Consider the following 19337-nt stretch of genomic DNA (forward strand, 5'->3'; position numbering starts at 1 on the left):
TCAGAAAGTAGGCAAGCCCGCCCGCAGGCGGGCCGGACATTACCAGCTCTGAGTCGCCTTGAACTTCTCGAGACCCGACTTCATGCCGTCTTTAATCTCGTCGTTGTAGTCGCCGCTCTGGTTGATCTTGTCGAGCAGGTCGCCATGCTCGGACTTCATGTAACCGTGCAGGGCACGTTCGAAGTCCAGCACCTTGTCGACGCTCACGTCATCCAGGTAGCCTTCATTGGCGGCATACAGCGAGAGAGCCATTTCCGCCACGGACATCGGCGAGTACTGGTTCTGTTTCATCAGCTCGGTGACACGCTCACCGTGCTCGAGCTGCTTGCGCGTGGCTTCATCAAGGTCGGATGCAAACTGCGAGAATGCCGCCAGCTCACGATACTGAGCGAGCGCCAGACGCACGCTGCCGCCGAGCTTCTTGATGATCTTGGTCTGCGCTGCACCACCCACACGGGAAACCGACAGACCTGCGTTGATCGCCGGACGAATACCGGAGTTGAACAGGTTGGTTTCCAGGAAGATCTGACCATCGGTAATCGAGATCACGTTGGTCGGAACGAAGGCAGACACGTCGCCACCCTGGGTTTCGATGATCGGCAGTGCCGTCAGAGAACCGGTCCTGCCGGTCACTTCGCCGTTCGTGAACTTCTCGACGTAGTCGACGTTGACGCGTGCGGCGCGCTCCAGCAGACGCGAGTGGAGATAGAACACGTCACCCGGGTAGGCTTCACGACCCGGCGGACGACGCAGCAGCAGGGATACCTGACGATACGCCACGGCCTGCTTGGAAAGATCGTCGTACACGATCATCGCGTCTTCGCCACGGTCACGGAAGAACTCACCCATGGTGCAACCGGAATACGCGGAGAGGAACTGCATGGGCGCCGGGTCGGCCGCGCCGGCGGCAACCACGATGGTGTGATCCATCGCGCCGTGCTCTTCGAGCTTGCGCACTATGTTGGCAATGGTCGACTGCTTCTGACCGATGGCAACGTAGACACAGGTCACGCCCTTGCCTTTCTGATTGATGATCGCATCGATGGCAATGGCCGATTTACCAATCTGGCGGTCACCGATGATCAGCTCACGCTGGCCGCGGCCGATCGGCACCATGGAATCGATGGATTTCAGACCCGTCTGGATCGGCTCGTCGACCGACTGGCGGGTGATGACGCCCGGCGCCACCTTTTCGACGGCGTCGGTCATCTTGGCGTTGATCTCGCCCTTGCCATCGATCGGGTTGCCGAGTGCATCGACCACGCGGCCAATCAGCTCAGGGCCTACCGGTACTTCAAGAATGCGACCGGTACACTTGGCGGTCATGCCTTCTTCAAGCAGCAGGTAGTCGCCCAGGACGACGGCACCCACGGAGTCGCGCTCCAGGTTGAGTACCATGCCGAAAACGCTGTTGGGGAATTCAATCATTTCACCAAACATGGCGTCTTCGAGGCCGTGAATTTTCACGATACCGTCGGAAACGCTCACAATGGTGCCCTGATTACGGGCTTCGGATGCGACGTCAAGCTTTTCGATTCGCTGCTTGATGATGTCGCTGATCTCGGAAGGATTCAGTTGCTGCATGCCATGTCCCTCAGACTCAAACGGTTAGCGCATCAGTTAGGCGGTTCAATCGACCACGCACCGAACCGTCAATGACGGTATCGCCGGCACGCAGGATGACACCGCCGATAAGCGACTTGTCCACCTGAGTAGTAATGGAGATTTCGCGATTCAGACGTTTCTTGAGCGCGTTTGCTAGCTTGGTCTGTTCGTCGGCGGTCAGCTCGAAAGCTGACGTTACCATGACTTCAACACGCTGCTCGTGATCGGCGCGCAAACGCTCGAACTGTTCAGCGATTGAAGGCAGGGCCGTCAAGCGGCCCTGGTCGGCCAGGGCTTCCAGAAAGCGAGTCAACTCGCCGCTCTGCTGCTCGGGAAACATCTCGTCAAGCAGGGCGACTTTCTTTGCATTCTCGATTTTCGGACTGCCCAGCAGACGACGCACCTCGTCATCTGCCACGGCGGCGCCAAGATACCCAAGCGCCTGGGACCAGCTATCAAGCGCGTCATGATCACGCGCGTGTTCAAACGCCGCCTTAGCGTAAGGACGAGCGACGGTATGTAATTCCGCCATGATTCACCTCCTTACAGTTCGGCGGCTAACTTATCAAGCAGCTCGCGATGCGCTTTCTCGTCGACAGAGGCTTCTAGAACACGCTCAGCGCCCACGATCGCCAGGTGAGACACCTGGGCACGCAGCTCTTCTTTCGCGCGATTGACTTCTAGCTCGATCTCGGAACGTGCGCCCGCCATCAGGCGTTCGCCTTCTGCGCGGGCCTGTTCGCGGGCTTCCTCGATCATCTGGGCAGAGCGCTTGTTGGCCTGCTCGAGGATCTGGGAAGCTTGCTCCTTGCTTTCACGCAACGTTTGGTCTGCCCGTTCCTGAGCAAGCTCAAGATCACGGGTAGCACGGCTGGCTGCGTCCAAGCCATCAGCAATTTTCTTCTGACGCTCGTGAAGCGCGTTGCTGATCGGAGGCCACACGTACTTTATGCAAAACCAGACAAAGATCGCGAAGGCGATCGTCTGCCCGATAAGCGTCATGTTGATATTCACAGGGATGTACCTCTGACAAGTTCGTGGCGACCGGATTCAAACAAGACCGAGCGGTTTCCCGCTCGGTGGTGCTGTCATCAACCGGCTACAACGAAAATCAGGTACATCGCAATACCAACACCGATCATCGGTACCGCATCCAGCAGACCTGCCATGATGAAGGTCTTGGTTTGCAGCTGGTCGCCCAGTTCAGGCTGACGCGCGGTAGATTCAAGCAGCTTGCCGCCCAGAATGGCGAAGCCGATACCGGTTGCCAGAGCGCCCATACCGATGATGATGGCAGCTGAGAGATAAACCATTTCCATGATGTTGCTCCTGAGTTCAAGTTTTGGTTAAGGGTTGAGGGTTAATGAAACCGTTGATAACACTTGCTTAATGATGTTCGTGCGCCGCGCTCAGATAAACGATCGTGAGCGTGGTAAAGATAAAGGCCTGCAGTGTCACGACAAGAATGTGGAAGATCGCCCACGGCACATCCAGCACCCAGATGGCCCAGAAGGGCAGCATCGCGATCAGGATGAAGATCACCTCGCCGGCGAACATGTTACCGAACAGACGCATCGCCAGACTGAACGGCTTGACCAGCAGGGAGACGATTTCCAGTACCAGGTTGAACGGAATCAGAGCCCAGTGATTGAAGGGGGTCAGTGAAAGCTCACGGGCAAAACCGCCGACACCTTTCACCTTGAAGTTGTAGTAGAGAATCAGGCCGAACACGCCAAGCGCCATGCCCAGCGTCGCGTTCACATCGGTGGTGGGCACGATTTTCATGTAATCCACGCCGAGCTTGGAAAACAGCACCGGGCCGTAATCCACCGGCAGGATCTTGAGCGTATTCATGAACAGAATCCACACGAACAGCGTCAGCGCCAGCGGCGCGATGTTGGGATTGCGTCCGTGGAAGGTGGAGCGGGTGAGGTTCTCGATGAATTCGACGACCATTTCGACGGCGTTTTGCAGACCGCCCGGTACGCCGGAGGTAGCCACCTTGCCGGCTTTACGGAATAGCCAGATAAACAGCACGCCCATGGCGATCGACCAGCCCATGGTATCCAGGTGGATCGCCCAGAAACCCATCTCCACCGCTTCTTCGGCCGAGTGCGCCAGTGACCACCCATTGACCGGATGATGCCCGAAGGTCAGGTTCTGCAGGTGGTGCTGGATATAGTAAGTCGTCGAGACTTCGTTTCCTGCGGCCATAGAGATGTCACCTCAATCAGTTGTGCGGTTTTTTTTCAGCATCAGCCAGGGTGCCAGCCAATGCGTCGAAATTACCGCAACGTAAGCACTAAAAAAGAAAGTAGGGTTTGAAGGGGGCACTGCCACGAAGACCAGCGTAAAAAGTGCTACCGTCAAACCAAACTTGCCTGCTTCGGCACGCAGCAAAGCGTGTGCGCCTTTTGCCCGCTGCGAGGAGAAAATGCCCATCCGCTTTATGAAAAACGCATGCGGCAGTATCGCCACCAGGGCCCCCAATACGACCGACACCGCATCGCTTGGTTGCGCCAGTGCATAAGCCAATCCCGTTCCAGCAAGCATCACGATCAGCTGAGCGCGCACCAGCGACACCGTATAGGCTCTGCGCCGCCGGGTCTCAAATCGCTGCATCGTTTCTCAGCATCGGCTGCCCCAGCTTATCGGGTTGAGTGTTGCTCTATCCGGGCCTGACCGTTTCACTTGAGCAAACAACCTGCACAAATCTTGCGCGATTATAGGGAAGCGCTATCACACCTTCAACCGAAGTTGCGTCTATTTTGCGGGTTTACGCGCTCAGTTGCGACCAAAGAGCTAAAAACAGGGGCTATCGTGCGGCTATTTAATAAGCCTGCTATTCATTTGATATGTCCGAGAATTCCATCCAGCTCTTCGAGACTGGTATAGCGAATCGTCACCTTTCCCTTGCCCCGCTGGCCATGATCGATGGAGACCGGCGCGCCCAAAAGCTCACCCAGCTGGGTTTCGAGTCGTGTGACATCGGCGGTCTTGGTCGAGCGGCTGGGGGTGGCCTTGGCGCTTTCATCGCTTGCCAGCTTTTTCACCAGCGCTTCGGTGGCGCGCACGGTCAAGTCGTTATTGACCACCTCATGTGCCACCCGGCGCTGCTGGGCGCTCTTGAGCGTCAAGAGCGCCCGGGCGTGCCCCATGTCCAGATCACCGCGTTCAAGCAGGGTCTGTACCTCGGGGTCCAGGGTTAGAAGTCTCAGAAGGTTGGCCACCTGGGTGCGCGATTTACCCACGGCGTCGGCAATCTGCTGCTGGGTAAGTTCGAACTCGTCACCCAGACGCTTGAGCGCCATGGCTTCTTCCACGGCGTTCAGGTTCTCGCGCTGAATGTTCTCGATCAGCGCCAGCGCCAGCGCCACTTCGTCGGTGACCTCGCGGATCACCGCGGGAATGACGTCGAGCTCGGCGAGCTGGGCGGCGCGCCAGCGCCGCTCGCCGGCGATGATCTCATAGCGCGCCTCGCCCACCGGGCGCACCACGATGGGCTGCATGACGCCCTGAGCGCGAATCGAGTCAGCGAGCTCTTCAAGCGCCTCGGGCTGAATGTCCCGGCGGGGCTGGTACTTGCCGCGGCTAAGCTGGCCAAGCGGAAGACGCTCTAAACGCTCGGTGGCAACACTCTCGGATGAAACGTTTGAAAGCGATGTCTCCACGCTTTCAAACGCCCCCTCACTGGCGAGATCCAGACTGTCACGGCGACGTGCGCCTGCGCCAATGAGGGCGTCCAGGCCACGTCCTAGCGCGCGTTTACGCGTCATGCGCTTCCCCTTAAACGTTTAATCTAAAGCCCCGCCTAGAGCGAAAGCTTGCGAATCATCTCTTTGGCAAGCACACGATACGCCTGACTCCCCCGCGAAAAGCGTGCGTATTGGGTCACCGGCATTCCGTGGCTCGGCGCCTCGGCCACCTTCACATTACGGGGAATGGTCGTCTTCAACAGTGCATCACCGAAAAAATCGCGAAGCTGCTTGTCCACTTCCCGAGTGAGGCTGGTGCGCTTATCGTACATCGTGCGCAATATACCGGAAATCGCGAGCTCCGGGTTGACGCTTTCCTTGATCTGCTCGACCGTGTCGAGCAGCGCGGACAGCCCCTCGAGCGCGTAGAATTCGCACTGTAGCGGTATCAACACGCCGTGTGCTGCGGTCAGGGCATTGACCGTGAGCATGTTAAGCGATGGCGGGCAGTCGATCAGCACCACATCGTAATTGTCGGCGACGCTATTGAGCGCCATGGAAAGCCGGCTTTGACGCTCATCGATGTCCAGAAGCTCTACCTCGGCGGCGGTCAGATCGCCGTTGCCCGGAAGTACGTCAAAATTGACCGGCAGGTTGGTCACGATGGCATCCGCGGCGCTGGCCTCGCCCAAAAGCACATCCAGTACACTTTTATCCAGGTCGTACTTGTCGATGCCGCTGCCCATGCTGGCGTGCCCCTGAGGGTCCAGGTCCACCAGCAGTACACGCCGGTCGAGACTTGCAAGGCTGGCCGCGAGATTGACGGCTGAGGTGGACTTGCCCACGCCGCCTTTTTGGTTGGTCAGGGCAATGATCTGGCTCACTACAGGGCTCCTTCAGGGGTCAGAATCAACAGCTGCCGCTCGGCCGTATCATAAGGTATTTCAAGCCGGTGTCGTGCGGTGAGCACCACATCGGCGGGTAACGCCGTAAGTTCGTCGTCCGCACCGGGCCCTTTCATAGCAAGCCACTGGCCACCGGGCGCCACCAGGGTTCTGGTGAGGCTTACAAAATCGATCAGGCTTGCAAAGGCGCGGGACACAAGCTGATCGAATGCCTGGCCGCTGAATGCCTCGACCCGCGCCTGGGCGGGAGTGGCATTGGCAAGTGAAAGCTCCATCACTGCCTGGCGCTGAAAACGCACCTTCTTGCCATTGCTGTCAACGAGCGTGACGTTGACCTCGGGCTTCAAGATGGCGATGACAAGCCCGGGCAGCCCCGGGCCGGCCCCTACGTCCAGAAGCGTCTTTCCCGTGACGTAAGGGGCGATCGCAGCGCTATCCAGCACGTGGCGGGCGACCATGTCGCTTATATCGCGTACCGCGGTGAGGTTATAAGCCCGGTTCCATTTGTGCAACAGCGCCACCAGCGCCAGAAGCTGGTCGCGCTGGTGGGCGCTGGTGGTGATGCCAAGCGTAGCAAGGCCGCTATCCAGACGGTCACTCACTTCCTCGGGCAGATCCTTGAGCAGAGGCTTCAACGAACTCATGCGTTCGCCACCTCGGCATTGCTGATCAACCGGCGCTTTTTCATATGAATCAGCAGAATCGATACCGCCGCCGGGGTAACGCCGGAAATACGCGCGGCGTGGGCCAGGGTTTCGGGTCGAGCCTCTTCCAGCTTCTGGCGGATCTCGTTGGATAGCCCTTCGACCTTTTTGTAATCGAGCTCGGCGGGCAAGGGCGTGGCCTCGTGGCGCTTGAGCTTGTCGATTTCATCCTGCTGACGGTCGATATACCCCTGGTACTTGGCCTGGATCTGTACCTGCTCGGCAACTGCGTCGGTTTTTACTGCGCTGCTCTCAAGCCCTGGCAACGTGGTGATATCGGCATAGGTAAGTTCGGGGCGCTTCAAGAGATCCGCAAGCGAGTACTCGCGTGAAAGCGGATGACCGGTCTTTTCGGCGATCTTCTCTGCCGCCGGGCTCTTCGGTTGCACCCATACCGTCGCCAGTCGCGCACTTTCGCACTCGATAGCTTCGCGCTTTTCACTGAACGCCGTCCACCGGGTGTCATCCACCAGACCAAGCTCGCGGCCTTTTTCGGTCAGGCGCAGATCGGCGTTGTCCTCACGCAGCAAAAGTCGATACTCCGCCCGCGAGGTAAACATGCGATAGGGTTCCTTGGTGCCCAGGGTGATGAGATCGTCCACCAGCACGCCCAGATACGCTTCGTCCCGGCGTGGGTACCAGGCGTCCAGTCCTTTCGCCCGGCGTGCCGCGTTCAGTCCTGCCAGAAGGCCCTGAGCCCCGGCTTCTTCGTAACCTGTGGTGCCGTTGATCTGGCCGGCAAAGAACAGGTTGTGGATAAATTTGGTTTCCAGGGAGTGTTTCAGATCCCTGGGATCGAAGAAATCGTATTCGATGGCGTAGCCGGGCCGGGTGATGTGGGCGTTTTCCAGACCTTTCATCGAACGAACGACCTGAAGCTGCACATCAAAGGGCAGCGAGGTGGAGATGCCGTTGGGGTACAGCTCAAAGGTGTCGAGGCCTTCGGGTTCGATAAATACCTGGTGGCTCGACTTGTCCGCAAAGCGGTGGACCTTGTCTTCGATCGATGGGCAATAACGCGGGCCGATCCCTTCGATCACCCCGGAGTACATGGGCGAACGATCAAGATTCGCCATGATGATTTCATGGGTGCGCTCGTTGGTATGAGCGATGTGGCAGCTTACCTGGGCGGGGTGCATCTCCCGAGAACCCAGATACGACATGACCGGCGTGGGTGTATCGCCGGGCTGTTCTTCGAGCTGACCAAAATCCACGCTTTTGGCATCGATGCGCGGTGGAGTACCGGTTTTCAGTCGATCGACGTGAAACGGCAGCGCTCGAAGACGCTCGGCCAGAGCGTTGGAGGACGGATCACCCGCCCGGCCACCGCGGCTTTTATCCAGACCGATGTGAATGACACCGCCCAGGAATGTGCCGGTTGAAAGCACGACGGTCTCGGCCATGAAGCGGATACCGGTCTCGGTAACCACACCGCGTACCGTATCGTTATCCACAACCAGATCGCCCGCCGCCTGCTGGAAAAGCGTCAGGTTTGGCTGGTTTTCGAGCATACCGCGGATAGCGGCCTTGTAACGTACTCGGTCCGCCTGAGCGCGGGTGGCCCGCACGGCGGGCCCCTTGCGGGCGTTCAGTACGCGAAACTGAATACCCCCCAGGTCCGTGGCAAGTCCCATGGCGCCGCCCAGCGCATCGATTTCCTTGACCAGATGACTCTTGCCGATACCGCCTATGGCGGGATTACAGGACATCTGACCAAGGGTTTCGATGTTGTGGGTGAGCAGCAGGGTTTGACAACCCATACGAGCAGAGGCCAGTGCGGCTTCGGTTCCTGCATGACCACCGCCGATGACAATCACGTCAAAGCGGTCGGGGTAATTCAATTGACACCTCAACTTGGCCCTTCAAAAGCGCCTATTGATCATTTGAGTACGAGCACAGGCTCGATAAGCCTGCCAGTATAAACCTCCTGTGAATAACAGTCAGGTTTTTCCACACCTTGAAACCAGTGCTCTTCTCTTACTAATAACAAAATAAAAATATATAAAGGAAGTTCTGTTGATGTTGTAACTACTAGTGTGGATAAAATCTGTTGATAAGCCTTTATTGTTTATGTTTTTCATTACGTTATATTGTTGACCAATAAGTGATTAACCCGCGGAGCACCTGCGCAGAAGCGGTGACCGGGCTGTGGATGAAAGGCTGACTTACCCACAGTGGCGATTGAACAGAGGTTATCCACCGACGCATACCGTCTCTGTACCCGTGGCTATGAACATTCTGGGAGTAATACTCGAAAAGGCTTCGAGCACCCGGCCCGTGGTGGTCTGGGTGCTTTTCGTGGGGAGTGGAAAAAAATAGTATCCACAGGCAAAAAAAGGGTCTGTCGCCACGACAGACCCTTTTTTCACGCTGTTTCAAGTCAAAATAAACGAATGTGCCCGTGCGATTAGTGCTTCAACACTCGGGCCAGAAATGATCGGGTGCGTTCATGCTGGGGGGTATCGAACAAGGTCTCGGGCGGACCTTGTTCGGTGATCTCTCCTTTATGGATAAAGATGACACGATCGGCCACTTCCCGGGCAAAGCCCATTTCGTGGGTCACGATCACCATGGTCATGCCTTCTTTTGCAAGCTCACGCATGGCGTCGAGTACTTCGCCGATCATCTCCGGATCCAGCGCCGAGGTGGGCTCGTCAAAGAGCATCAGCCGCGGCTCCATGGCAAGCGCCCGTGCGAGTGCCACGCGCTGCTGCTGGCCGCCGGAGAGCTGGCTTGGGTACTTCGCAGCCTGGTCGGCAATGCCCACCCGGTCAAGCAGGCGTCTGGCGGTCTGGCTGGCCTGTTCGCGGCTCTGGCCACGCACCTTGATGGGTGCCAGGGTGACATTGTCGATCACACTCAAATGCGGAAAGAGATTGAACTGCTGAAACACCATGCCCACTTCGGTACGAATGGTCTGCAGTGCCTTGGCACTCTTGCCATCGGGTTTCAAGACGTTGTTATCCACTTCCAGCGTGCCGGACTGGAATTCCTCGAGCCCGTTGATACAGCGAATCAGGGTAGATTTGCCCGAGCCGCTTGCACCGATCACTACCACGACTTCGCCGGGAACGATGGTCAGATCGATATTGTTGAGTACGTGCAAACTGCCAAAGTGCTTGTTGAGCTTTTCCATCCGCACAATGGGGGTCTTGGTCGTCGTCATTGCGCGCTCCTTATTGTCCCGCGATGCCCGAGCGCTCTAGAAAGCGCAGCACCAGCGAAAGCGTCCAGGTAATAGCCAGATACATCAAGGCCACCATGAAGTAGACCTCAAGGGCCGTGAAAGTGGTCGCGATATAGATCTGTCCCTGGCGCACCAGCTCCCCCACCCCGATCACCGAGAAAAGCGAAGTGTCCTTGATGCTGATGATCGCCTGGTTGCCCAGCGGCGGGACCATGCGTCTGAGCGCCTGGGGCCAGATGACGTAGCGAAACGCCTGAACCCGCGAGAGCCCGAGCGATAACGAGGCCTCGCGCTGGCCACGCTCGATGGACTGCACGCCCCCGCGCACGATTTCGGAAATATACGCGCCGGAGTTGATTGCAATCGCGGCAATACCTGCCACCAGAGCGTTGATCGGCCCGCCAAGGAGCTGGGGTAATCCGTAAAAGATGAACAACACCTGCACCAGGATGGGCGTGCCGCGAAAGATCTCGATATAGATACTGGCGATCCAGCGCAGCCAGACGGAGGGGCTGATGCGTAAGAGACCGAAAAAGATGCCGATGAAAAAGCCGATCGCCAGCCCCCCGAAAGAGATCGCAAGCGTCCAGGGAATACCGGGTAACAGGTGGGGGATCGAGGCAAAGGCCGCCGACCAGTCGAACTCAAAGGTAACGTCCACGCGTTATCTCCAGATAAAAGTCACGAAACGGTATTATCGAAAAAGGTCACCAAACAAAGGGCCGGGCAATACATCGCCCGACCCTGCAGGAGCCGATTCGCGTCGATAAAGCGGTTTTAGTCGGCAGTAGGCGCTTCGCCGAACCACTTCTCGTAAATTTCGTCGTAGGTGCCGTCTTCGCGCATGGCGGCAAGTGCTTCGTTGGTCGGTTCGACCCACTCGCTACCCTTGTGGAAGACGATGCCATACTGCTGACCTTCGTAGAGCGGGCCAACGACCTTGGTGCGGCCGTCGCCGCGAGTCTGGGAGAAGTAAGCCACGTTCGGCGCGTCATAAAGCACCGCGTCGACGTTGCGACCCAGAAGCGCCATGTACATGTCGGCGGTGCCGGGGTAAGGCGTGATCGTGGCGTTGTCACCCAGTTCCTGCTGGAGGAAGGTGTGACTGGTCGAGCCGATCTTGGTGGCGATACTCAAGCCTTCCAGGTCTTCGATGGACTCGACGTCATCATTATCATGACGCACGATGATCTGCAGGCCGGAGTCGTAGTAGGGCTCGGAAAAATCGACCACCCGGGCGCGCTCTTCGGTAATCGTGGTGCCGGCAATGGCGATTTCCTGGCTACCGGTCTGTACCGCCGGAATGATGCCGGAAAATTCCATGGTGGTCAGGTTGACTTCAAAGCCCGCGCGACTGGCCACTTCGTTGATGATATCCATGTCGAAGCCGATCATTTCGCCGGTATCCGGATCCATCATCTCGAAAGGAACAAAGCTTGGATCGGTGGCCACGTTGACCGTTGGCGTCTGGGCCAGTGCTGCGGTGCTGGAAAGGCCAAGGGCCAGAGTAGCGGCAAGCGCGCTAAAGGTAAGCGGATAGTTCATGTGTTTCCCCGTGATGTTATAGGACTAGAGCGACCGTGAGAACGTCATTGTCCTTTCGAGCGCTCGAGCCGTTATTGACCTGTCAACCTTGGCGAGAAACCGCCAAGGCGTCAAGTCACGAGGAAGGGGTGGTGTTAACGCAAGCGTCGAGGCTGGCGTTCAAGCAGCCTAGACCATGAAGGAGGCGCCACACCCGCAGGTCGTGGTGGCGTTGGGGTTCTGCACACGAAAACGCGCCCCGGCCAGGCCTTCTTCGAAATCGATGGTGGAGCCGACCAGGTACTGATACGAGAGCGGGTCGACGACCAGCGTGGCATCGCCAAATTCGATCAGGGTGTCGTCATCCGCCGTGTGGTCTGCAAAATCAAATCCATACTGAAAGCCCGAGCAGCCACCGCCGGTGACATAGACGCGCAACTTCAACGCGTCGTTGTGCTCCTCAGTCATGAGCGCCTTGATGCGCTTGCGGGCACTATCGGATAACAGTAGTGGGGTTGGTACGAAAGCTTCTGCACCGCTCATAGGTACCTCCCGGGAGCTTGGATTGCTGGGTGAAAGCGCAATTATGGGTAATCCCCAGCAAAAGGGTCAACTATTGTATGACCCTTTGCCAGGAAAGCGCCTTGTCAGGGCAGTAGCGCCGGGGCGTTCAGACCCTGCTTTTCATCGAAGCCGAACATCAGGTTCAGGTTCTGGATCGCCTGGCCAGAGGCGCCCTTCACCAGGTTGTCGATGACCGACAGGACAACGACGGTATCGCCATTACCCGGACGATGAACGGCAATACGGCAGGTATTGTTACCCTTGACGCTGCGGGTTTCCGGATGGCTGCCGGCTGGCATGACGTCAACGAACGGCTCGTTTTGGTAGCGGGTCTCGAAAAGCGCCTGCAGGTCGCCGGCATCAGCTTTCAAGGTAGCGTAAAGCGTGGCGTGAATGCCGCGAATCATGGGGGTCAGGTGAGGCACGAAGGTAAGTCCCACCGGCGTTGCCTGCATATCGCCAAGACCTTGGCTGATTTCCGGCAGGTGACGGTGGCCCGAGGCGCCATAGGCTTTCATCGACTCACTCGCTTCAGCCAGAAGCGAAGGAACCTTGGCGCCCCGACCGGCGCCGGTGACGCCGGACTTGCAGTCGGCGATCAGCCGGGTCGGGTCGATAAGCCCTGCCTCGAGAAGCGGCAGATAGCCAAGTTGTACGGCGGTCGGGTAGCAGCCGGGTACGGCGATCAGACGCGCCTGCTGGATCTTCTCCCGGTGCATCTCGGGCAGGCCGTATACGGCCTCTTGAAGAAGATCCGGAGCGCCATGAGGCTGACCGTACCACTGGCTCCAGAGGTCGGCATCGCGCAGGCGAAAATCCGCGGAAAGATCGATCACCCGGGTGCCCTTATCCAGAAGCTCGCCGGCCAGGGAGTGGGCGACCCCGTGAGGGGTGGCGAAAAACACCGCATCCATGGCGCCGAGCGCCTTGGCATCGGGTTCGCTGAAAGCGAGGGTGTCGTAGTGACCGCGCAGGTTGGGGTACATGTCGCTGACCTTGACCCCGGCCTCCGAGCGCGACGTGATCGCTTCGACGCTCACTTGTGGATGCTGAGCAAGAAGCCGTAAAAGCTCTACCCCGGTATATCCTGTACCGCCTACGATACCGACCTTGATCACAAGCCACCTCTTGTCTGTTCATGAATTTGATACGAATGCGCTACCAAGCCTAATAAACGGGCAACGCACTGTCTAAGCGCCTCAAGCTATGATACACAAGAGTGACAGTGTCTGAGCGCCGGTTTTATAAGTAAGCACTTACTTTTATCGGCGCTTCGTGAAAGCACCGGACATGAATGACGGGATATGAACCCCCCCTCTATAAAAATAGCTGACAGGCAAGGAATGCAAGCGTGGCACGGTTTTCCCGAGCAGATTTCACTCTAGAGGCTTTTCGCCGCCAATTGGCCAACGTCGATGCGCTTCCCCAGCTGTGCGTTCTGGGGCTGGTATCGGGCGTGATTACCGGCGCGGTGATGGTCGGTTTTCGCCTGCTTCTCGAGGCGGGGGCGCTGCTTTACATGCCCGAGGGTAATCCGGAGGCGTTCGAAGGCCTTGCTCCCTGGCTTCGCTCGCTCTTGCCGCTGTTGGCCGTCACGGTGATCGGTGTCTTTCTCTACCGGCAAAAGGCTGCGGCGCAGACACTCGGCGTGAGTCACGTGATCGAACGATTGAGCTATCACCAGGGGCGTTTTCCCATGCGCAACTGGCTCAATCAGTGGTGGGTCGGGGTGGTGTCGGTACTCGGGGGGCTTTCCGCCGGGCGCGAAGGCCCGGCCATTCATCTAGGGGCGGCGGCGTCCAGCGGGTTGGGTGTCAAGCTGCGCCTGCCCAACAACAGCCTTCGTGTGCTGGTGGCCTGCGGCACCGCCGCGGGAATTTCCGCCTCTTTCAATACTCCCATCGCCGGGGTCATCTTTGCCATGGAAGTGGTCATGATGGAGTACACCCTGATGAGCTTCATGCCGGTGATTCTGGCCTCGACCATGGGGGCGGTCGTGGCCCAGGTGGTCTACGGCAGCGAGCCGGCCTTTCGTATTCCCGATGTAGCGCTTGGTTCGCTGATGAACCTGCCCTGGGTGGTGGTCACCGGCCTGATGATCGGCCTTCTGGCCGGGCTTTTTATTCATATTGCGCGCAATCAGCGCCTGAGCCGGCTGCCGCTTTGGCTGCGTCTGGCGGCGGTCGGGGTGGCGACGGGGGCGGTGGCCTGGTGGTTTCCCCAGGTGCAGGGCATCGGTTACGACAGCCTTGCCGCCGCGCTCAACAATCAGCTCAGCGTTGGCGTGCTGCTGGGGCTGGTCATTGCCAAGCTGCTGGTGACCGCCTTGACCGTGGCCGGCGGAGTACCTATCGGTATCATCGGCCCGGTCCTGGTGGTGGGGGCTGGCGCAGGCGCGTTGACCGGAGTGTTGGGTACCTGGCTTTGGCCGGAGGCCGCCGCCGACCCTGGCGTCTTCGCCATGCTGGGCATGGCGGCGATGATGGGGGCCGTGCTTCAAGCTCCCCTTGCCGCGCTCATGGCGCTTCTGGAACTGACCCATTCCCCCAATATCATGCTGCCCGGCATGCTGGTCGTGGTGGTGGCGTGTCTGACGGCGCGCCAGCTTACCGGCTGCGAAGGCTTTTTCATCAGCTCGGCGCGCTACGGCCGTCATCCCTTGCAGCAGCCCTTGATGCAGGCCCTCTCCCGGGTGTCGGTACCGGCGGTCATGGAGCGCCAGCTGGCTCGCACCGAGCGTATCGTTACGCCGGATCAGGCGCGAAAGCTCCTGGAGAGCAACCCGGTGTGGCTATTGATCGAGCGTTCGAGCGATAAAAAGCCGGTGCTGGGCTTGAAGGCGGCGGCGCTGGCCAGCTGGCTTCTGGAGCATGACGAGGCGCTTGCCGGCAAGGCGCCACCGGAGGATGAGCGGGTCGATTTGCTGGAAATCCCCGGCCAGCGCGTTGAAATGGCGCCCATTGCGCTTCAGGCGACGCTTTCGGAGGCGTTCTTGAAGCTTCAGGATAACGCGTTGGGAGCGCTTTACGTGGTGCATGGTTATCGGCCAAAGCAGCAGCGAATTTCAGGTATCATTACCCGTGGTGCCATCGAGCGTTACTATCACTATGCTGACCCTCGTGACAAACCTGATCCCCGTGACAATGAGCCGACCGTGTAAGTTAAGGAGACACCATGTATTTCTGGATGAAGGCCCTGCATTTGATGGCCGTTGTAACCTGGTTTGCCGCGCTTTTCTATCTGCCGCGGCTTTATGTGTACCACGCCACCGCCCGGGATAACGGCGACGATCAGGCGATCACCTACTTCAAGACCATGGAGCGCAAGCTCTATCGCGGCATCATGACGCCCTCGATGATTCTGGTACTGCTCTTTGGTGGCATCATGCTTTATCTGGCGCCCCAGTGGATGAGCCAGGGGTGGATGCATATCAAGCTGACCCTGGTGGCGCTTCTGGTAGCCTATCACCACGTGTGCCTGATCTATCTAAAGCAGTTTGCCCAGGACCGCTGCACGAAAAGCCATACCTTTTTTCGCTGGTTTAACGAAGCTCCGGTGATTGCTCTGGTTGCGATTGTTCTGCTGGCCGTGCTGAAGCCGCTTTTTTGATGGTTCGACCGCTTCCCCCTGTCGTGCTGGTACTGGCAGGCCACGATCCTACCGGTGGCGCGGGCTTGATGGCCGATAGCGAAGCCGTTGCCGGCTGCGGCGGCTGGGCGCTGACCATTCCCACTGCGACCACCGTGCAGAACTGTCACGATGTCGAGCGCGTGATACCCGCCGACCCGCGAGCAATGCAGCAGATGGTCGAGGCCCTGGATGAGTGGCCCGTGAGTGCCATCAAGCTCGGCCTGCTGGCCGACGCTCCGACGCTACTGGCCGCCGAGCAGGTCATTCGCCGCTTTCCCGGTATACCGGTGGTCGCCGACCCGGTACTCAAGGCCGGCGGCGGCGCCGAGTTATCCACCGCCGCGCTGCAGACGCTCTACATCGATCGGCTGCTCCCTCTTGTGGATATCTTGACGCCCAATCGCCATGAGCTTGCCGCGTTGACCCCGGATGTGGACAAGGATGCTGACGATACGGCCCGGGCGGTCGCACTGATCTCCCGGGGTTGTCAGGCGGTGCTGGTCACGGCCACCGACGACCCGCTACCCGGCAATCCCACCCAGGTCGTGCATACGCTGCACTCCCCGGACACCACGCGCCAGTGGCAATGGCCGCGGCTGCCGCACCTTTTTCATGGTTCGGGCTGCACGCTGGCCTCGGCGATCGCGGCGCGCATGGCGGCGGGCGAACGCTTGCCTGCTGCCTGCGAGCAGGCCCAGCACTTTACCTGGCATTGCTTGTCCCATGCTTATGAGCCGCCAAGCGGTCAATATCTTCCCAACCGCTTGCCACGCCCGACCCGCTTTTGATCCCATGGCGTACATCACGCGCTACGCTATCAATCACCGAGCCATTCACGTTGAGGATGCCATGACTACTTCTGCCGAACTCTTTGAACTTGCCACACGCCATATTCCCGGCGGGGTCAACTCGCCCGTGCGGGCGTTCAAGGGCCTTCACCGTCCGCCGATCTTCATGGAACGCGCCCAAGGCGCCTACCTGTTCGATGTCGAGAACAATCGTTATATCGACTACGTGGGCTCCTGGGGGCCGATGATCACCGGCCACGCCGACCAGGACGTACTCGCCGCGGTGCGCGCGCGCCTGGATAACGGTCTGTCGTTCGGTGCCCCCACCGCGGTGGAGACCACCATGGCGGATCTCATCTGCGAGATGATTCCCTCCATGGAAATGGTGCGCATGACCAGCTCCGGCACCGAGGCCACCATGTCGGCCATTCGTCTGGCCCGGGGCAGTACCGGTCGCGACAAGATCGTCAAGTTCGAGGGTAACTACCACGGCCATTCGGATTCGCTTCTGGTCAAGGCCGGCTCCGGTGCGTTGACCCACGGTGAGCCAAGCTCTCCGGGCGTGCCGGCTTCATTGGCCGAGCACACCATCACGCTCTCCTACAACGACCCGGAAGGTGTAGAAGCCTGTTTTGCCGAAATCGGTGCACAGATCGCCTGTATCATTGTCGAGCCCGTAGCGGGCAACATGAACTGCATCCCCCCTCAGCCGGGCTTTCTGGAAACCCTTCGCCGGGTGTGCAACGAATACGGTAGCCTGCTGATCTTCGACGAGGTGATGACCGGGTTTCGCGTCGCACTCGGCGGCGCCCAGGCGCACTACGGTATTACGCCGGATCTGACCTGTCTGGGCAAGATCGTGGGCGGCGGCATGCCGGTCGGCGCCTTTGGCGGCAAGCGCGATATCATGCAGAACATCTCGCCCATGGGGCCGGTCTACCAGGCCGGAACGCTGTCGGGCAACCCCTTGGCCATGGCCGCCGGTGTCACGCTCTTGCAAAAGCTCAAGGAGCCGGGGTTTCACGATGCGCTCACACAACGGGTGCAGACGCTCTGTGCGGGGCTTCAAGAGCGCGCCGATGCCGCGGGCGTGCCCATGATGACCCAGTCCGCTGGTGGCATGTTTGGGCTGTTTTTCACCTCGCAATCTCGTGTGGATAACTTTGCCCAGGCCACCGCCTGCGATCCGGACGGGTTCCGGCGCTTTTTCAGCGCCATGCTGGATCACGGCGTGTATCTGGCCCCCTCGGCCTATGAGGCAGGTTTCATGTCCAGCGCCCACACCCCGGAAGACATCCAGAAAACTCTGGAAGCCGCCGAGAAGGCCTTTGCTCTGCTGTAGGCCTTGCCTGGGTCCATAGACTGCTACACTGAAAGCGCCGCGATCATGGCGGCGCTTGTGGTTGACGAGGTAATAACCATGAAGTGGCAACCGGTTTGGTCTTACACACTTGGCGTTGCAGGTTTGGTCGCCTTTTTATCCACAGGCGCGCTGGCCTATCAGGAGCGGAACATGACCCAGATTCAAATCAACGTAAGCGGCACGCCAGGGGCGGAATTTTCCGCCCACTGGCGGGTGAGTAATGGTGATGAGGTAACGGAGCATCGTGAAGAGCGAAAAAGCGTACCTGCCGAGTTCAGCTACGAGGGCAGCGAGCTGCAGGGTACTGTAACGCTGTTGACCGATAACGAGCGTCTGGAAGTGGATATCATGAAAGGCACGAATCGCACGCGCTCATCGACTCAGGGCAAGGGTGGTACGTTGACGCTGCATATTCGGTAAGGGATTCAATAAAAAGATGTCACGATTGAAGGCGTCAAGAGCATCTTCAATCGTGACACATTTGATCGTTACATATGGAAAAACCGCCCCGAAGGGCGGTTCTAACGTTCAAACCGGTGCTAACTTAGCGCTGGGTAACGTTGTTGGCGTTGTAGCTGCCAGTGGTGTTGATAGTAGAGGCGTGGGCACCGAAGTTGCCGCTCTGGGCGACAGTGTGCTGGTTGTAGCTACCATCAGTGTTGATGTAAGAGTCGTGGAAGTTGCCAGACTGAGTAACGTTGTGCACGTTGTGGTCGCCAACGGCCAGAATGGAGCTTTCCAGATAGTTACCGGTCTGGCTAACGACTACTTCGTTGTTGTCGCCGTTCAGCATGGCATAGCTGTCGCTGTAGAAACCGTCCTGAGTGATGGTGGTATCGTTGCCGTCGCCCCAGGCTTCAGCCACGGACTTGTTGCCCAGCTGGCTCTGACGAACGGTAGTTTCGTTGTAAGAGCCTTCCTGATAGGAGTAGCTGTCGTTCAGGCCGCCGCGCTGATCCACTTCCACTTCGTTGTTCAGGCCGTTTTGCTGGCTGACGGAAATGTTGTATTTACCGTTTTGCGCGATAGTCGCGTCGTTGCCTTCACCTGACTGGCTAACGGTAGAGGCGTTTGTCAGGCCGTCCTGGTAGACGTCTGCACCATTGTAGTTGCCGCCCTGGCGAATGGTGGAGTCGTTCCACAGGCTGTTCTGACGAACGGTCGTGTCGTTGTAGGTACCGATTTGATCAACGCGCGAACTGTTCTTGCCTGTCTGGGTGATTGCGTTCTCGTTGTTCTCGCCACCCTGGTAGATAGAAGAATCGTTTCCAGCGAACTGTGCAGAAGCAGAAGTGCTCAGTGCAACAGCGATAGCGGCAGCGATAGTAGTAATTTGAGTTTTCATGTGGTCTTCCCCTTTATGACGCTTGCT

The 19337-nt window shown here is 58.6% G+C and carries 21 protein-coding genes; 5 read left to right on the forward strand and 16 right to left on the reverse strand.

Going from position 1 to position 19337, the window contains the following annotated elements:
- Nucleotides 1-39 precede the first annotated feature (39 nt).
- From atpA to argC, 15 genes are all read right to left on the reverse strand, one after another.
- Complete coding sequence (gene atpA / locus ACWF8S_RS17515; RefSeq protein WP_447554752.1) at nucleotides 40-1584, reverse strand: F0F1 ATP synthase subunit alpha; 1545 nt, start codon at nucleotides 1582-1584, stop codon at nucleotides 40-42.
- 16 nt (nucleotides 1585-1600) lie between these two features.
- Nucleotides 1601-2137, reverse strand: coding sequence for a F0F1 ATP synthase subunit delta (locus ACWF8S_RS17520; protein WP_447554753.1), 537 nt, complete (start codon nucleotides 2135-2137; stop codon nucleotides 1601-1603).
- Nucleotides 2138-2148: 11 nt separating this feature from the next.
- Entirely contained in the window at nucleotides 2149-2619 is a 471-nt protein-coding gene (locus tag ACWF8S_RS17525) for a F0F1 ATP synthase subunit B (protein WP_447554754.1), read from the reverse strand.
- A gap of 77 nt (nucleotides 2620-2696) precedes the next feature.
- Entirely contained in the window at nucleotides 2697-2924 is a 228-nt protein-coding gene (gene atpE / locus ACWF8S_RS17530; RefSeq protein WP_106374611.1) for a F0F1 ATP synthase subunit C, read from the reverse strand.
- Between the two features lie 67 nt (nucleotides 2925-2991).
- Entirely contained in the window at nucleotides 2992-3819 is an 828-nt protein-coding gene (atpB, locus tag ACWF8S_RS17535) for a F0F1 ATP synthase subunit A (RefSeq protein WP_447554755.1), read from the reverse strand.
- 12 nt (nucleotides 3820-3831) lie between these two features.
- Complete coding sequence (locus ACWF8S_RS17540; RefSeq protein ID WP_447554756.1) at nucleotides 3832-4227, reverse strand: ATP synthase subunit I; 396 nt, start codon at nucleotides 4225-4227, stop codon at nucleotides 3832-3834.
- Between the two features lie 224 nt (nucleotides 4228-4451).
- Nucleotides 4452-5381 carry a ParB/RepB/Spo0J family partition protein gene (locus ACWF8S_RS17545; protein ID WP_447554757.1) on the reverse strand — a complete coding sequence of 310 codons (930 nt, stop codon included), beginning with the start codon at nucleotides 5379-5381 and terminating at the stop codon, nucleotides 4452-4454.
- A gap of 35 nt (nucleotides 5382-5416) precedes the next feature.
- Complete coding sequence (locus ACWF8S_RS17550; protein WP_447554758.1) at nucleotides 5417-6184, reverse strand: ParA family protein; 768 nt, start codon at nucleotides 6182-6184, stop codon at nucleotides 5417-5419.
- Nucleotides 6184-6849 carry a 16S rRNA (guanine(527)-N(7))-methyltransferase RsmG gene (rsmG, locus tag ACWF8S_RS17555; protein WP_447554759.1) on the reverse strand — a complete coding sequence of 222 codons (666 nt, stop codon included), beginning with the start codon at nucleotides 6847-6849 and terminating at the stop codon, nucleotides 6184-6186. The genes ACWF8S_RS17550 and rsmG overlap by 1 nt, the downstream gene beginning before the upstream one ends.
- Nucleotides 6846-8750 carry a tRNA uridine-5-carboxymethylaminomethyl(34) synthesis enzyme MnmG gene (gene mnmG / locus ACWF8S_RS17560; RefSeq protein WP_447554760.1) on the reverse strand — a complete coding sequence of 635 codons (1905 nt, stop codon included), beginning with the start codon at nucleotides 8748-8750 and terminating at the stop codon, nucleotides 6846-6848. Before mnmG ends, rsmG begins: the two co-directional genes overlap by 4 nt.
- Nucleotides 8751-9316: 566 nt before the next feature.
- The gene (locus ACWF8S_RS17565) at nucleotides 9317-10075 is read right to left on the reverse strand and encodes an amino acid ABC transporter ATP-binding protein (RefSeq protein ID WP_447554761.1); all 759 of its coding nucleotides are present in this window, start codon (nucleotides 10073-10075) and stop codon (nucleotides 9317-9319) included.
- Between the two features lie 10 nt (nucleotides 10076-10085).
- Nucleotides 10086-10757 (reverse strand): amino acid ABC transporter permease, encoded by a 672-nt coding sequence (locus tag ACWF8S_RS17570; protein WP_447554762.1) that lies wholly within the window; start codon nucleotides 10755-10757, stop codon nucleotides 10086-10088.
- Nucleotides 10758-10873: 116 nt separating this feature from the next.
- Nucleotides 10874-11641, reverse strand: a complete 768-nt coding sequence (locus tag ACWF8S_RS17575; protein WP_447554763.1) for a transporter substrate-binding domain-containing protein — start codon at nucleotides 11639-11641, stop codon at nucleotides 10874-10876.
- 168 nt (nucleotides 11642-11809) lie between these two features.
- Entirely contained in the window at nucleotides 11810-12163 is a 354-nt protein-coding gene (gene erpA, locus ACWF8S_RS17580) for an iron-sulfur cluster insertion protein ErpA (protein ID WP_447554764.1), read from the reverse strand.
- A gap of 104 nt (nucleotides 12164-12267) precedes the next feature.
- On the reverse strand, nucleotides 12268-13302 hold the full coding sequence (gene argC, locus ACWF8S_RS17585; RefSeq protein WP_447554765.1) for an N-acetyl-gamma-glutamyl-phosphate reductase: 1035 nt from the start codon (nucleotides 13300-13302) through the stop codon (nucleotides 12268-12270).
- Between the two features lie 233 nt (nucleotides 13303-13535).
- Between argC and ACWF8S_RS17590 the strand changes: the two genes are divergently transcribed.
- From ACWF8S_RS17590 to ACWF8S_RS17610, 5 genes are all read left to right on the forward strand, one after another.
- The gene (locus ACWF8S_RS17590; RefSeq protein WP_447554766.1) at nucleotides 13536-15344 is read left to right on the forward strand and encodes a chloride channel protein; all 1809 of its coding nucleotides are present in this window, start codon (nucleotides 13536-13538) and stop codon (nucleotides 15342-15344) included.
- 14 nt (nucleotides 15345-15358) lie between these two features.
- Entirely contained in the window at nucleotides 15359-15793 is a 435-nt protein-coding gene (gene hemJ, locus ACWF8S_RS17595) for a protoporphyrinogen oxidase HemJ (RefSeq protein WP_447554767.1), read from the forward strand.
- Complete coding sequence (gene thiD, locus ACWF8S_RS17600; protein WP_447554768.1) at nucleotides 15793-16602, forward strand: bifunctional hydroxymethylpyrimidine kinase/phosphomethylpyrimidine kinase; 810 nt, start codon at nucleotides 15793-15795, stop codon at nucleotides 16600-16602. The genes hemJ and thiD overlap by 1 nt, the downstream gene beginning before the upstream one ends.
- Before the next feature lie 61 nt (nucleotides 16603-16663).
- Nucleotides 16664-17944, forward strand: coding sequence for a glutamate-1-semialdehyde 2,1-aminomutase (gene hemL / locus ACWF8S_RS17605; protein WP_447554769.1), 1281 nt, complete (start codon nucleotides 16664-16666; stop codon nucleotides 17942-17944).
- A gap of 171 nt (nucleotides 17945-18115) precedes the next feature.
- Nucleotides 18116-18385: a hypothetical protein gene (locus tag ACWF8S_RS17610; RefSeq protein ID WP_447554770.1), complete on the forward strand. Its 270-nt coding sequence runs from the start codon at nucleotides 18116-18118 to the stop codon at nucleotides 18383-18385.
- A gap of 124 nt (nucleotides 18386-18509) precedes the next feature.
- Here the strand turns inward: ACWF8S_RS17610 and ACWF8S_RS17615 are convergent, their stop codons facing one another.
- Nucleotides 18510-19310, reverse strand: a complete 801-nt coding sequence (locus tag ACWF8S_RS17615) for a curlin subunit CsgB (protein WP_447554771.1) — start codon at nucleotides 19308-19310, stop codon at nucleotides 18510-18512.
- Between the last annotated feature and the right edge of the window lie 27 nt (nucleotides 19311-19337).

The sequence above is a fragment of the Vreelandella xerophytica genome (assembly GCF_968048975.1).

What these genes read in the sequence shown, in the direction of transcription:
- erpA (WP_447554764.1), bottom strand. Translation starts at nt 12,163, where the DNA reads ATGAGCGGTGCAGAAGCTTTCGTACCAACCCCACTACTGTTATCCGAT.
- hemJ (WP_447554767.1), top strand. Translation starts at nt 15,359, where the DNA reads ATGTATTTCTGGATGAAGGCCCTGCATTTGATGGCCGTTGTAACCTGG.
- ACWF8S_RS17610 (WP_447554770.1), top strand. Translation starts at nt 18,116, where the DNA reads ATGACCCAGATTCAAATCAACGTAAGCGGCACGCCAGGGGCGGAATTT.
- ACWF8S_RS17615 (WP_447554771.1), bottom strand. Translation starts at nt 19,310, where the DNA reads ATGAAAACTCAAATTACTACTATCGCTGCCGCTATCGCTGTTGCACTG.
- ACWF8S_RS17540 (WP_447554756.1), bottom strand. Translation starts at nt 4,227, where the DNA reads ATGCAGCGATTTGAGACCCGGCGGCGCAGAGCCTATACGGTGTCGCTG.
- thiD (WP_447554768.1), top strand. Translation starts at nt 15,793, where the DNA reads ATGGTTCGACCGCTTCCCCCTGTCGTGCTGGTACTGGCAGGCCACGAT.
- ACWF8S_RS17565 (WP_447554761.1), bottom strand. Translation starts at nt 10,075, where the DNA reads ATGACGACGACCAAGACCCCCATTGTGCGGATGGAAAAGCTCAACAAG.
- hemL (WP_447554769.1), top strand. Translation starts at nt 16,664, where the DNA reads ATGACTACTTCTGCCGAACTCTTTGAACTTGCCACACGCCATATTCCC.
- atpB (WP_447554755.1), bottom strand. Translation starts at nt 3,819, where the DNA reads ATGGCCGCAGGAAACGAAGTCTCGACGACTTACTATATCCAGCACCAC.
- atpE (WP_106374611.1), bottom strand. Translation starts at nt 2,924, where the DNA reads ATGGAAATGGTTTATCTCTCAGCTGCCATCATCATCGGTATGGGCGCT.
- ACWF8S_RS17575 (WP_447554763.1), bottom strand. Translation starts at nt 11,641, where the DNA reads ATGAACTATCCGCTTACCTTTAGCGCGCTTGCCGCTACTCTGGCCCTT.
- rsmG (WP_447554759.1), bottom strand. Translation starts at nt 6,849, where the DNA reads ATGAGTTCGTTGAAGCCTCTGCTCAAGGATCTGCCCGAGGAAGTGAGT.
- ACWF8S_RS17545 (WP_447554757.1), bottom strand. Translation starts at nt 5,381, where the DNA reads ATGACGCGTAAACGCGCGCTAGGACGTGGCCTGGACGCCCTCATTGGC.
- atpA (WP_447554752.1), bottom strand. Translation starts at nt 1,584, where the DNA reads ATGCAGCAACTGAATCCTTCCGAGATCAGCGACATCATCAAGCAGCGA.
- ACWF8S_RS17520 (WP_447554753.1), bottom strand. Translation starts at nt 2,137, where the DNA reads ATGGCGGAATTACATACCGTCGCTCGTCCTTACGCTAAGGCGGCGTTT.